Genomic DNA, 13,223 nt, shown 5'->3' on the forward strand with positions numbered 1-13,223 from the left:
ACCCGAGCCCGAGGACCCCCGTCCCGCCTCCGCCCGGGCCGGCGACGGACCTCGCGTGCGGCCCGTGCTCGTGGATCCGCCGGCCGGTGCCCGCGGTCAGGCCGGGGCCGAGTCGCGGCCGGAGCCCGGGACGCCGCCCCGGCTCGGAGCCGTACCGGCGGCCGAGCCGACCCGGGCCGACGCCGCTTCGCGGCGCAGGAGCGTCCCGGTCGTGCGCGCCGTGCGGCTGACGCCCGAACAGCCCGCGCCCGCCCGCCGCCCCGCACCCGCACCCGCGGCCGTCACCCCCGTACCCCTGCCGCTGCCCCCGCCCCGACCCGTCACCGACGACGTACCGCCCGAGAGCCGCACCGAGGAGCCCCAGCCGTGAGCGAGACCCACGCCGAGTACGCCGACGGGTGGAGCGAGCAGGAGCCCCCGCACCCCCAGCCGGGCCCGGCCCCCGCCTCGACGTCCGCCGTCACCCCCGCCGACGCCGCCGACGCGGCCCGGCTCGTCTCCTTCGGGCTCCAGCCCAAGCTGCTCCCGGCCCGGGACGCCGAGTACACGGAGCTGCTCCGCCGCTACCGCGAGGACCCCGCCTTCGCGCGCCTCGCCGACGCCGTCGCCACCGGCCTCGGCCTCGTCGTCCTGGAGGTCTCCCCGCGCGCCGGGATGGCCGTCACCGCCGGTGAGGACTCCGTCTTCGCCGTCCGCATGGGCGACTACGCCCGCCGCGCCTCGACGGACTCCGCCGACCGCTTCCTGCACGGCCTGGCCCACCTCGCCGTCGCCGCGATGGCCTTCCCCCGCCCCGAGGACCTCGCCGACGACGCGTACATCGGCCGCCTCACCGTCAACGGCGTCGACGCCTTCGTACGCCAGGCCTGTCTGCGGCTGGAGCAGCGCGCCGACGAGCAGGGCGAGAACACCGACCCCGCTTCCGACGCCCCCGGCCTGGAGGCCGGCTGGCGGATCTACTCCCGCCGCAGCGCCACCGGTGCCACCAAGGACGCCCGCCGCCTCGCCGGCTCCACCACCGGCATCGTCGGCAAGGCCGCCGCCTTCCTCACCGACTCCGGCTTCCTCCAGCGCACCGGCGACGAGGGCGGCGGCTCCTACCGCACGACCGCCCGCTACCAGCTCCAGGTCCGCGACATGGCCGGCTCCGCCGCCATGGCCGAGCTCCTCGAACTCGGCGTCGTGCCGGTCAGCGACGGCACGGCGACCCTCGTCCCGCCGCCCGAGGGCGACGACCTGGAACTCGCCGCCGACGCCGGCCTCCCCTTCCACGCGTAGCGCCGTCGCCCCGCCCCGACCCGCTCCGCGCAACCGACCTTCCTGAGCACGACGAGCACGAGAGTCCCCCGCCATGTACGAGCTGTCCCGGGTCCGCCTCTACTCCATCGGACCCGCCGGCGCGCGCTACGCCGACACCGTCCTGGACCTGCGCGGGGTCGGCGCACCCGTGCCCCACCCCGCCCCCGCCCAGGCGGAGTTCTTCGAGGAGGAGCCGGTCGGCCCGCCGCGCCGCCCCGCCCCCGCGGGCGTGCTCTTCCTGGAGAACGGCGGCGGCAAGTCCGTCCTCCTCAAGCTGATCTTCTCGGTCATGCTCCCCGGCCACCGCAACACCCTCGGCGGCGCCAGCTCCGGCGTGCTCCGCAAGTTCCTCCTCGCCGACGACTGCGGCCACGTCGCCCTGGAATGGCAGCACACCCTCACGGGCGAACTCGTCGTCGTCGGCAAGGCCAGCGAGTGGCGCGGCCGCCAGGTCTCCAACGACCCGCGGAAGTTCGCCGAGGCCTGGTACTCCTTCCGGCCCGGCCCCGGGCTCAGCCTGGACAACCTCCCCGTCGCCGAGGCGACCTCCGTCCGCCGGCCCGTCGAGGGCGCCTCCGGCGCGACCGGCCGCCGCCGCACGATGAAGGGCTTCCGCGACGCGCTCACCGAGGCCGGCAAGGCCTACCCGCACCTGGAGGTCGTCTGGGAGGAGATCCACGACCGCTGGAACGAGCACCTCGGCGAGCTCGGCCTCGACCCCGAACTCTTCCGCTACCAGCGCGAGATGAACGCCGACGAGGGCGAGGCCGCCGGCCTCTTCGCGGTCAAGAAGGACTCCGACTTCACCGACCTCCTGCTGCGCGCCGTCACCGACACCCGGGACACCGACGGCCTCGCCGACCTCGTCGGCGGCTTCGGCAACAAGCTCGGCCGCCGGGCCGAGCTCACCGCCGAGCGCGAGTTCACGGCGGGCTCCGTCGACCTCCTCGGCCGCATCGTCGAGGCCGCCGGGACCCGGGCCCACGCCCGGGACGTCCACACGGCCGCCGAGCGGCGCACCCGTCTCCTCGCCCGCCGCCTCGCCGGCCGCGCCGACGAGGAGCGCGGCCGGGCCGCCGAGCTCGCCCAGCAGGTCACCTCGGCGGCCCACGCCGTCGCCGAGGCCGAGACCGCCCGCGGCCGCAGCGCCCTGATCTCCGCCGAACTCGCCTACCGGCACGCCTCCCTGGCCCTGACCGCCGCCGAGAAGGGCGCCGCCTCCCAGCGCCGCGAGCTCACCGACGCCCGCACCCTGCACTCCGCCTGGCAGGCGGCGGAGGCCGTGCTCCGCCACCGCGCCGCGGGCGACCGCTCCGCGCGCGTGGCCGCCGCCATCCGCGAGGCCGAGCGGGACGCCGCCCCCGCCCTCGCGGCCCGCGCGAAGGCCGCAGCCGATCTCGTACGGGCCCTCGCCGCCGCCGCCGAGGAGGGCGAGCGGCACGCGGCCGAGGAGGAGGAGCGCTCCACGGCCCTCCAGGAGGCGGGCGAGACCGCGCACCGTGACGCCACCGCCGCCGCCACCGAGGCCCAGCGGGCCCGCAGCGAGGCCGGCCACCTGCGCCAGCGGCTCGCCGAGGTCGAGCAGGAGACCGCGGAGGCGGTCCGGGCCGGCTGGCTCGACGACTCCGCGCCCGACGCCGACCCGGCCCGGGCCGCCCTCGCCGCGAGCGACGCGGAGAAGACCGCGGTCGCCGCCTGGGACACCGCCCGGGACGCGGCCCGCGGCGCGGCCGACCGCGCCCGCGAGGCCGCCGCCGCCGAGGCCCGTGCCGAACTCGCCGCCGCCCGCGCCGCGGACGCCGCCGAGGCCGCGGGCAACGCCTACGACGCGGAGCGCCGTGCCGCCGAGTCCCTCGCCTCCGAGGAGCGCCTCGCCGAGCTGCTGAGCCTCCCGGCCGGCGGCTCGCCGCTCCCGGGCCAGCGCGCGGCCGCCGGCGGCCCGGACGGCCCCGCGCCGCAGGCCGGCACCGCGGACGCGACGGCCGACGGCGACAGCGCCCCCGACGCCGTCCCCGGCGCCGCCTTCGGGCTGTCCGCCGGGTCCCGGAGCGCCCACCAAGGGCCGCTGACCGTCACCGAGTTCGACCGGTACGCCGACGAGCTGCGCGGCATGCTCGACCAGGCCGTCACCTCGGCCGAGCGGCAGCTCTTCGACCTGCGTACCGCCGCGGCCGACGACTCCCGCATCCTCGGCGCCCTCGGCGACGGCGGCCTGCTGCCCCCCGGCCCCGACGTCCTCGCCACCGTCGAGTACCTCGGTGAGCAGGGCATCCCCGCTCTTCCCGGCTGGCGCTACCTCGCCCAGGCCGTGGCCCCCGCCGACCACGCCCGCGTCCTCGCCGCCCGCCCCGAGCTCGTCGACGGCGTCGTGATCACCGACTCCGTCTCGTACGACCGCGCCCGCGAGGTCCTCGGCACCGCGGCCCTGCTGCCCCGCTCCACCGTCGCCGTCGGCACCGCCGCAGCCCTGCTCGCCCCCGTACCGGCGCAGGACACCGGCGAGCGCGAGGACAGCGGCGCCTCCAGCGTTTTCTTCGTCACGCCGAACCCGGCCATGCACGACGAGCAGGCCGCCGACCAGGAGCGGCACGCGCTGCGCGCCCGCGCCACCGCCCGCGACGAGGAGATCCGCACCCTCGCGGCCCGCCTCGCCGGCGACCGCGCCCTCGCCTCCCGGATCGGAGCCTGGCGCGCCGACTGCCCGCCCGGCATGCTCGCCGAGCTCGCGGCCGTCGCCTCCACCGCCCGCGAGACCGCGGAGGCCGCCGCGGCGACCCTCGCGGAGGCCCGTACGGCACGCGGCGAGGCCGACGAGACCGCCGCCGAGGCGACACACCTCCGCGACGAGCGCCAGGAGACCGCCCAGCGCGCCCGCCGCGCCGCCGACGCCCTCGCGGGCCTCGCGTTCCGCCTGCGCGAGCGCCCCGCCTGGCAGGCCAAGCTCCGCGAACTCGCCGACGACGCAGCCGAGTCCGAGGCCCGCTCCCAGACCTGCCTGGAGCGCGCCCGCGCCGCCGACGAGGACCGCCGCGCGGCCCAGCGCGCCGCCGACGACGCCCACCGCACGGCCCGCGCCCTGCGGGCCGAGCGCGCCGAGATCGCCGGCGCGCCCGACACCCTCCCCGAGGAGGACCCGGCAGCGCCCCGCACCGCGCTCCCCACCCTCCGCGAGGCCTACCGGGCCGCTTCCCAGCTGTACGAGAAGGTCGGCGTCGGCGCCGACCTGCGCGCCGAGCAGGCCCGCGCCGAGAGCGACGAGTCCGCCGCCCTCGCCGAGCTCGACCGCCTCACCAACAAGGTCCGCACCCGCGCCGAACAGCTCCTGGAGTCCACCGACGGCGCCGACGGCCCGTCCCGGCAGGCGGCCGCCGCCCGCGCCGAGTCCCTCGTCCAGATGCTGGAGTCGCGCGCCACGGAGGCGAGCGAGAAGCTCGGCCGCCTCCGCGGCGAGGCCGAGCGCCTGGCCCCCGAGGACGGCGAGGCCCACACCGAGCTGCCCGAGGACCGGGTGCCCGCCGACGCCGAGCAGGCGCAGGCCCTGCTGCGTACCGCGACCGGCGAACTCGCCTCCCGCACCGACGCCCTGGAGTCGGCGCGCGCCGCGCACGCCGGACTGCTCCGGGACCACCGGGCGGCCGAGGACGCGGCGGGCGGCTTCGACGAGACGTCGGCCCTCCTGCGCGACCTGCTCCGCGACCACGCCGACGAGGAGCGCGAGGAGTCCGAGACGTACACCGGCTCCCTGGAGGAGGCCCGCACGGCGGCGGGCGAGGCGCGCCGCGCCCTGCGTGCCTGCACCGCCGACCTGTCCGGTGCCGACGCCGCCGTCCGCGAGGCCAGCGACATCCTCGTCCGGCACGCCAACTCCACCCGCTACGAGCAGGTCCGCACCCCGGCGCGCCAGCAGATCCGCGAACTCCCCGCCTCCGCGCTGCCCGAGCACGCCGCCAAGTGGGCCGAGGCCTTCGCGCCCCGGCTCCGGGTCCTCACGGACGAACTGGCGCAGCTGGAGCGCAACCGCGACTCGATCGTGGACCGGCTCCGCGGTCTCGTGGAGTCCTCGCTCACGACCCTCCGCTCCGCGCAGCGGCTCTCCCGGCTCCCCGAGGGGCTCGGCGAGTGGTCGGGCCAGGAGTTCCTGCGGATCCGGTTCGAGGAGCCCGACCAGGCGACCCTGGCGGAGCGGCTCGGCGAGGTCGTCGACGAGGCGACCCGCGCCGCCGTGAAGAAGAACTCCGACCTGCGCCGCGACGGCATGTCCCTGCTGCTGCGAGGTGTGCAGGCGGCCCTCGAACCCAAGGGCGTCTCCGTCGAGATCCTCAAGCCGGACGCGGTGCTGCGCGCCGAGCGGGTGCCCGTCGGCCAGATGGGCGACGTCTTCTCCGGCGGCCAGCTGCTCACCGCGGCGATCGCCCTGTACTGCACGATGGCGGCGCTCCGCTCCAACGACCGGGGCCGGGACAAGCACCGCCACGCGGGCACGCTGTTCCTGGACAATCCGATCGGCCGCGCCAACGCCACGTACCTGCTGGAGCTCCAGCGGGCCGTGTCGGACGCGCTCGGTGTCCAGCTCCTCTACACGACGGGCCTGTTCGACACGACGGCGCTGGCCGAGTTCCCGCTGGTGATCCGCCTGCGGAACGACGCCGACCTGCGGGCCGGGCTCAAGTACATCAGCGTCGAGGAGCACCTGCGGCCGGGCCTGCCGCAGCCGGCCGGGGAGGGCGAGTCGATCCACGGCGAGATCACGGCGACGCGGATGTTCCGCCGGCACGCGTCCGACGACACCGCCGCACCGCAGCCCACCGCCTGACCCACGACAGGGAGGCACCCACGACAGGGCGGCACCGACGACAGAGCGGCACCGACGACGGAGCGGCACCCACGACGGAGCGGCCCGGCCCCCACGAGGGGGACCGGGCCGCTCCGGCATCCAGGCCCGCGACCGGGCTCGGCTCAGGCCGCCTCGGACAGCCGGGCCGCCTCCGCCAGGCCGTCCTTCCGGCCCTCCGCACCACGCTCGGTCCGTTCGGCCCGTTCCGACGACCGTTCCTCCGCGCGACGCTCGCGCCGCAGCTGACGTGCCGTACTGCTCGGCTCGGACACGACCCCGTTGCGCTGACGCCACACCTGACGGGTGATCCAGACGTCGAGGACGCTCCAGGTCGCCACGACCGTCGACACCACCGAACTGACCGTCATCGGGAAGGCCAGCCAAGAGCCCGAGACCGAGCAGAAGAAGGCCACCACCGCCTGGATCAGCGTCACCGACGTGATCATCACGGCGCGCACGGCGGCCGTGCGCACCGGATCCGGCATCCGCTGCCGGCCCTTCTCGTCGTCCACCCACAACTGCCGCGCCGACCGCGACTCGTGTTCCATCGTCCTGTCACTCCCCACCACTGAACGCCTCTGGGGTGGCTGCCCGTTGTGAGCGCCTTTACGCGGACAGGACCCTCCCCGTACGTAATGACGCACGAGAGCGGGAAAAGGTTTCGCCTGAATCTGACCGGAACGCACAGTTCCAGCCATCTCCGCAGGCCGGAGAAATGGCACACCATCAGGTGTCCTGTGCCACAGTGGCCGATCCCAACTCCCCGAATACTGGGACATCTCATGATCAACACTCACTCGACAGGCTGAAAATCGTCCGGACATGCCTTCGAGATGGCCGTGATGCAGTAGTAGGCTCACGCCGCCATTTGTTTGAAACCGAAGGTTGACGCCGCGTGTTGACGCGCGCCGACACGAACGTGCAGGACCTCCGTGGCGCGCGCGGGGGCCGAGCTGGGGGAGGCCATGCGCTTTCGCGGGAAGTCCATCCGCCGGAAGATCGTGGCGTTGCTCCTCGTACCGCTCGTCTCCCTGACCGGCCTCTGGGCCTTCGCGACGGTCCTGACGGGCCGTGAGGCCGACCAGCTCCTCGACGTGGCCTACATCGTCGAGAAGGTCGGCTACCCGCTGGAGGACACCGCCCGTGTCATCCAGCTCGAACGCCGCCAGTCCCTTGTCTACCTCGCCGACCCCCGGGGCTCCACGGCCCTCGCCTCCCTGCGCGAGACCCGCCGGGCCACCGACCGGCAGATAGCCCGGATCCGCGCGAACGCCGCCGACCCGGGCGTACGCGAGGAGATGCGGCCCGTCACCACCCAGCGGCTCAACTCGCTCCTCGCCGCGCTCGACGACCTCGACTCGCTGCGCCGCTCCGTCGAGAAGCGCGGCATCGGCCGCATCCAGGCCCTCGAGTTCTACAACCGGCTCGTCGACCCCTGCTACAGCTTCCTCATCACCCTCCACGCCCTCGAGAACGTGGAGATGGACAAGCAGGGCCGCGCCCTCGTCGGCATCACCCGCGCCCGCGAGGTCCTCTCCCGCGAGGACGCGCTCGTCCTCTCCGCGCTCGTCGCGGACCGGGTCACCGCCCCGGAGCTCCGGGCGATCTCGAACCTCGTCGCCAACCGCGAGCAGTTCTACGAGGTCAACCTCGAACTCCTGCCGACCAGCGAGCGCGAGCGCTTCGAGAAGTACTGGGCCGGCCCGGAGACGGCCGCGCTGCGGGCCGCCGAGAAGGCGATCATCGAGGAGGGCCCGACCGACGAGCCGCGCGCCGTCACCGCCGCCTACTGGCAGGAGGAGGCGAGCCCCGTCCTGGACGACCTCGCCCGCGAGAACACCGCGGCGGGCGACCGCTACCAGGACCGCGTCCAGCCCGCCGCCTACAGCGTGCTCCTCAAGGTCGGCGTCGCCGGCGTCCTCGGCTTCCTCGCCCTGCTCGCCTCGATCGTCATCTCCGTCCGCATCGGCCGCTCCCTCGTCCACGACCTGCGCCGCCTCCAGAAGGAGGCCCAGGAGGTCTCGGGCGTCCGGCTGCCCAGCGTCATGCGGCGCCTCGCCGCGGGCGAACACGTCGACGTCGGCACCGAGGTGCCCCACCTCCGGTACGGGGAGGACGAGGTCGGCCAGGTCGGCCAGGCCCTCAACACCCTCCAGCGCGCCGCCGTCGAGGCCGCCGTCAAGCAGTCGGAGCTGCGCCGCGGGGTCTCCGAGGTGTTCGTCAACCTCGCCCGCCGCAACCAGGTCCTGCTCCACCGTCAGCTCACGCTCCTCGACACCATGGAGCGGCGCACGGAGGACACCGAGGAGCTCGCCGACCTCTTCCGCCTCGACCACCTCACCACCCGTATGCGCCGGCACGCCGAAGGCCTCGTGATCCTGTCCGGCGCCGCCCCCTCCCGTCAGTGGCGCAAGCCCGTCCAGCTCATGGACGTGGTCCGCGCCGCCGTCGCCGAGGTCGAGGACTACGAGCGGATCGAGGTGCGCAGGCTCCCCCGCCTCGGCGTGGGCGGCCCCGCCGTCGCCGACCTCACCCACCTCATCGCGGAACTCCTGGAGAACGCCACGGTGTTCTCGCCCCCGCACACCGCCGTGCAGGTGCTCGGCGAGCGCGTCGCCAACGGCTTCACCCTGGAGATCCACGACCGCGGCCTCGGCATGAACGCCGACGCGCTGCTCGACGCCAACCTCCGGCTCGCCGAGACCCCCGAGTTCGAGCTCTCGGACACCGACCGCCTCGGCCTCTTCGTGGTCAGCCGGCTCGCCCAGCGCCAGAACGTCCGCGTCTCGCTCCAGACCTCCCCGTACGGCGGGACCACCGCGGTCGTCTTCATCCCGGCCGCGCTGCTCACCGACGCGCCCGAGACCCAGGGCGCCGGGTTCCGCCTGGACCGCAAGTCCGCGGAGCGCGAGGCCGTGGACGGCAGGAGCCCGGACGGCAGGACGCTGGAGCGCGCCGGTCACTCCGACGGACCCGGCCGCCGCGACGGGGACGTCACGGGTCCCACCCCGCTGCCCACGCGCCGCCCCGTGCTCGCCCGGGTCCCCGACGTCACCGAGGCCCCGGGAGTCCTGGACGGACCCGTCGAGCTGGAGGCGCCGCTCGACGCCGACGAGTTCGACGTGCTGTTCGACCGGTCCGCCGACATCCTCGACACCGAGAGCGAGCGCGGCGGCCTCTTCCGGCCCCGCAACCGCCGCCCGGGCCTCGCCCCGGCCGGCGAGCAGCACCAGCAGGCCCCCGACCAGACGACCGGCCGGGGCGAGGACGACGCGCGCGCCGACGGAGCCGTACGCGGCCCCGTACCGCTGCCGCGCCGCTCCACCCCCACGCTGATCGTGGACCGCGGCCGCCGCGTCGACGAGCCGGGCCGCGCGCACCCCGCCGTCCCCGACGCCGGAGCACCGCTGCCCCCGGCACCGGTCCCGCTCCCCGTCCCGGCACCGGCCCAGGGGCCCACACTCGTTCCCGTACCCCCGGAGGGTCCCGTGGCGGCGGAGGCACCCGAGCCGTTCGGCGGGCTGCCCCGCCGCGTCCGCCAGGCCAACCTCGCGCCCCAGCTGCGCGAGACCGAGGCCCCGGCCGACCGGGGCACGGGCGCCGCCGACCGTACGGCCGTCGGCGCGGACGGGCCCGAATCCTTCGAGCGCGACGCCGAAGAGGTACGCGCCCGCATGGCCGCCATGCAGCGCGGCTGGCAGCGCGGCCGACGGCACACAGCGGACCCGGACGACACGTCAGCACCAGGAACGACACCCGAGGGGGACGGTCGATGACCGCACCGAACGCCGCAGCACCCGGCACCAACTCCGCATTCGGCCACGGAAACGGCGAGCTGAACTGGCTCCTCGACGAACTCGTCCAGCGGGTCGGGTCCATCCGCAAGGCCCTGGTGCTCTCCAGCGACGGGCTGCCCACCGGCGCCTCGCAGCAGCTCACCCGCGAGGACGGCGAGCACCTGGCCGCCGTGGCCTCGGGCTTCCACAGCCTCGCCAAGGGTGTCGGACGCCACTTCGAGGCGGGCAAGGTCCGGCAGACGGTCGTCGAGCTGGAGGACGCCTTCCTGTTCGTCACGGCCGCCGGTGACGGCAGCTGCCTGGCCGTCCTCGCCGACGCCGACTCCGACGTGGGCCAGGTCGCCTACGAGATGACGCTGATGGTGAAGCGGGTCGGGGCCCACCTCACGACGGCCCCCCGGACCGGCCTGCCCGCCGGAGGGTGAGTGGGACGGCATGAGTGACGCAGCCGAGCCGAGCCAGGTGACCGAGGGTCGCGCCCCCGGTCACCACCACTGGTTCGACGCCGATGCCGGGCCGGTGGTCCGTCCGTACGCGATGACCCGCGGCCGGACCAGTGCCGCCACCCGGCACCGGCTCGACCTGATCGCGCTGGTGGTCCCCGAGCCCGCCGCCGACGACCCCGGCCGTGACCAGACGCTCTCCCCGGAACACGTGGAGATCGTCGAACGCTGCTCCGAGCAGCCCCAGTCGATCGCCGAGCTCGCCGCAGGACTCGACCTCCCCGTCGGGGTGGTCCGGGTCCTCGTCGGCGACCTCGTCGAGGACGAACTCGTCCATGTGACCCGCCCCGTTCCGCCGGCCGAGCTGCCGGACGTGAGCATCCTTCGCGAGGTGATCAATGGCCTTCGGGCGCTCTAGCCGCAAGAAGCCGCTCGTCGAGCCGGTGACCCTGAAGATCCTCGTCGCGGGCGGGTTCGGGGTGGGCAAGACGACGCTGGTGGGCGCGGTCAGCGAGATCAGGCCCCTGCGCACCGAGGAGATCCTCAGCGAGGCGGGGCGGCCCGTCGACGACCTCCACGGCGTCGAGAACAAGACCACCACCACGGTCGCCATGGACTTCGGCCGGATCACCCTCCGCGAGGACCTCGTCCTGTACCTGTTCGGGACCCCCGGCCAGGACCGCTTCTGGTTCCTGTGGGACGAGCTCGCGCAGGGCGCGCTCGGCGCGGTCGTCCTCGCGGACACCCGCCGCCTGGAGGACAGCTTCGCGGCCATCGACTACTTCGAGCGGCGCGGCATCCCCTTCACGGTCGCCGTCAACTGCTTCGAGGGCGCCCGGCGGTTCCCCGCCGAGAGCGTGCGCGGGGCGCTCGACCTGGACCCCGAGGTCGAGCTCCTGATGTGCGACGCCCGGGACCGGGAGTCGGTGAAGAACGTCCTCGTGGCGGTCGTCCAGCACGCCCTCGTCCTCGCGGACAGGACGCACGCGCCGGCCGCCACCTGAGGAACCCGGCCCGAACGGTCCCCCTCCTCGCGGAGGGGGCGGCACACCGTTCGGCGCCGGGTCGGCACACTGTTCGGTGCACCGCGCGGCACACCGTTCGACGCACTGTCGACACACCGCTCAGCACACCGTCAGCGCACCGCCACGACCGCGGACCCGTGCCCGAACAGGCCCTGGTTCGCGGTGATGCCGACGCGGGCCCCGGGCACCTGCCGGTCGCCCGCCGCGCCCCTCAGCTGCCAGGTCAGCTCGCAGACCTGGGCGATCGCCTGCGCGGGCACGGCCTCCCCGAAGGAGGCGAGTCCGCCGCTGGTGTTCACCGGCAGCCGTCCGCCCAGCGAGGTGACGCCCTCGCGCAGCAGCTTGGCGCCCTCGCCCGTCCCGCACAGCCCGAGGTCCTCGTACCAGTCCAGCTCCAGCGCGGTGGACAGGTCGTACACCTCCGCGAGGGACAGGTCCTCGGGCCCGATGCCCGCCTCCTCGTACGCGGCCCGCGCGATCGAGGCGCGGAAGCCGTGCGGCGCGGGGGAGACCGAGGCGGCCGAGTCCGTCGCGATGTCGGGCAGGTCGAGCACCGCCTTGGGGTATGTGGGGGAGACCGTCGACACCGCCCGCACCCGCACCGGATCGGGCCGCCCGTGCCGGCGCGCGAACTCCATGCTGGACAGGACGAGCGCGGCGCCCCCGTCCGAGGTCGCGCAGATGTCGAGGAGCCGCAGCGGATCGGCGACGACGGCGGAGGCGGCGACCTCCTCGGCGGTCACGCGCGCGCGGTAGCGGGCGAGCGGATTGAGCGCGCCGGCCGCCGCGTTCTTCACCTTCACCTGGGCGAAGTCCTCGGCCGTGTCGCCGTACAGGGCCATCCTGCGGCGGGCGTAGAGCGCGAAGTACGCGGGATTGGTCGCGCCGAGCACCCGGAACCGCAGCCAGTCCGGATCGTCCGGCCGCTCGCCGCCGGACGGGGCCAGGAACCCCTTGGGCGTCGCGTCCGCGCCGACCACCAGGACCACGTCCGCGAGCCCGGCCAGGATCTGGGCGCGGGCGGTCGCCACGGCCTGCGCGCCCGAGGCGCAGGCCGCGTAGACGCTGGTGACCCGCGCACCCTGCCAGCCGAGGGCCTGGGCGAAGGTCGCCCCCGCCACGTAACCGGGGTAGCCGCAGCGCACGGTGTCCGCGCCGACGATCGAGCCGACGTCCGTCCACTCCAGACCGGCGTCGGCGAGCGCGGCGCGGGCGGCGGCCGTCCCGTAACCGACGAAGCTCCGGCCCCACTTGCCCCAGGGGTGCATTCCCGCCCCGAGGACGGCGATGTCGTTCACGAGGTCTCCTCCCGCTCGTCCCGGGCGACGGGCCGCCAGTTCCAGGTGGTCCAGGTGTGCAGGTCGTCCTCGTTCAGGACACCCGGCACCACCTCGACCTCCGTGCCCACCGCGAGATCGGCCGGCCGCACCCCGGGGGCCGCCTGCCCGAGGACCACCATCGCCTCGGCCGCCAGTTCCACGGCCACGAGCGTGTAGGGCTCCCAGGGGGCGTCCGGGTCGGAGACGTACGGGGCGGGCGGCCGGTACCGGCCGTCGGTGTACGACCAGACCCGGCCGCGCGGCGAGAGCGGCACCTCGGCGAGCTCGCCGTCGCCGGGGCACCCCGGATTGCGGCACAGCTCGTCCTCGCGCGGGAAGAAGACCGAGGCGCAGGCCGTGCAGCGGGTCCCGAGCAGCCGGAACTCCTCCTCCGGCACCGTGTCGTCGGTGAACCACCCGGCCACCACCGGTCTGCGCGTCCGTGCCATCAAGGCCTCCCGTGCCACCGCTCACCACTGACCTGACGAAGCGTCAGAAGTGTGGCA

Annotated in this window: 10 protein-coding genes; 7 read left to right on the plus strand and 3 right to left on the minus strand. The window is 75.3% G+C overall.

Annotation, left to right across the window (positions count from 1 at the left end; genetic code table 11):
- Positions 1 to 64: 64 nt before the first annotated feature.
- From ACF08F_RS21435 to ACF08F_RS21445, 3 genes are all read left to right on the plus strand, one after another.
- The gene (locus ACF08F_RS21435) at positions 65 to 370 is read left to right on the plus strand and encodes a hypothetical protein (RefSeq protein WP_392300101.1); all 306 of its coding nucleotides are present in this window, start codon (positions 65 to 67) and stop codon (positions 368 to 370) included.
- Entirely contained in the window at positions 367 to 1,278 is a 912-nt protein-coding gene (locus ACF08F_RS21440; protein WP_392300102.1) for a hypothetical protein, read from the plus strand. Before ACF08F_RS21435 ends, ACF08F_RS21440 begins: the two co-directional genes overlap by 4 nt.
- Positions 1,279 to 1,351: 73 nt before the next feature.
- Entirely contained in the window at positions 1,352 to 6,112 is a 4,761-nt protein-coding gene (locus ACF08F_RS21445) for a hypothetical protein (protein ID WP_392300103.1), read from the plus strand.
- A 143-nt stretch (positions 6,113 to 6,255) separates the two neighbouring features.
- Here ACF08F_RS21445 and ACF08F_RS21450 read toward each other — a convergent pair whose 3' ends face one another.
- Positions 6,256 to 6,681, minus strand: coding sequence for a hypothetical protein (locus ACF08F_RS21450; RefSeq protein ID WP_392300104.1), 426 nt, complete (start codon positions 6,679 to 6,681; stop codon positions 6,256 to 6,258).
- A gap of 417 nt (positions 6,682 to 7,098) precedes the next feature.
- On the opposite strand from ACF08F_RS21450, the gene ACF08F_RS21455 reads away from it, so the two are divergent.
- Genes ACF08F_RS21455 through ACF08F_RS21470 form a run of 4 tightly spaced genes read left to right on the plus strand, consistent with a single transcriptional unit; the run spans position 7,099 to position 11,377 of the window.
- A complete protein-coding gene (locus tag ACF08F_RS21455; RefSeq protein WP_392300130.1) occupies positions 7,099 to 9,909 on the plus strand; it encodes a nitrate- and nitrite sensing domain-containing protein in 2,811 nt (936 codons plus the stop codon).
- On the plus strand, positions 9,906 to 10,355 hold the full coding sequence (locus ACF08F_RS21460) for a roadblock/LC7 domain-containing protein (RefSeq protein ID WP_392300105.1): 450 nt from the start codon (positions 9,906 to 9,908) through the stop codon (positions 10,353 to 10,355). The genes ACF08F_RS21455 and ACF08F_RS21460 overlap by 4 nt, the downstream gene beginning before the upstream one ends.
- A 10-nt stretch (positions 10,356 to 10,365) precedes the next feature.
- Entirely contained in the window at positions 10,366 to 10,791 is a 426-nt protein-coding gene (locus tag ACF08F_RS21465) for a DUF742 domain-containing protein (protein ID WP_392300106.1), read from the plus strand.
- Positions 10,772 to 11,377, plus strand: a complete 606-nt coding sequence (locus ACF08F_RS21470; RefSeq protein WP_392300107.1) for an ATP/GTP-binding protein — start codon at positions 10,772 to 10,774, stop codon at positions 11,375 to 11,377. The genes ACF08F_RS21465 and ACF08F_RS21470 overlap by 20 nt, the downstream gene beginning before the upstream one ends.
- Before the next feature lie 131 nt (positions 11,378 to 11,508).
- Here ACF08F_RS21470 and ACF08F_RS21475 read toward each other — a convergent pair whose 3' ends face one another.
- Positions 11,509 to 12,696 (minus strand): lipid-transfer protein, encoded by a 1,188-nt coding sequence (locus tag ACF08F_RS21475; RefSeq protein ID WP_392300108.1) that lies wholly within the window; start codon positions 12,694 to 12,696, stop codon positions 11,509 to 11,511.
- A complete protein-coding gene (locus ACF08F_RS21480; protein WP_392300109.1) occupies positions 12,693 to 13,166 on the minus strand; it encodes a Zn-ribbon domain-containing OB-fold protein in 474 nt (157 codons plus the stop codon). Before ACF08F_RS21480 ends, ACF08F_RS21475 begins: the two co-directional genes overlap by 4 nt.
- Positions 13,167 to 13,223 lie beyond the last annotated feature (57 nt).

It is taken from the genome of Streptomyces sp. NPDC015130 (assembly GCF_043080005.1).
Taxonomy (GTDB): domain Bacteria; phylum Actinomycetota; class Actinomycetes; order Streptomycetales; family Streptomycetaceae; genus Streptomyces.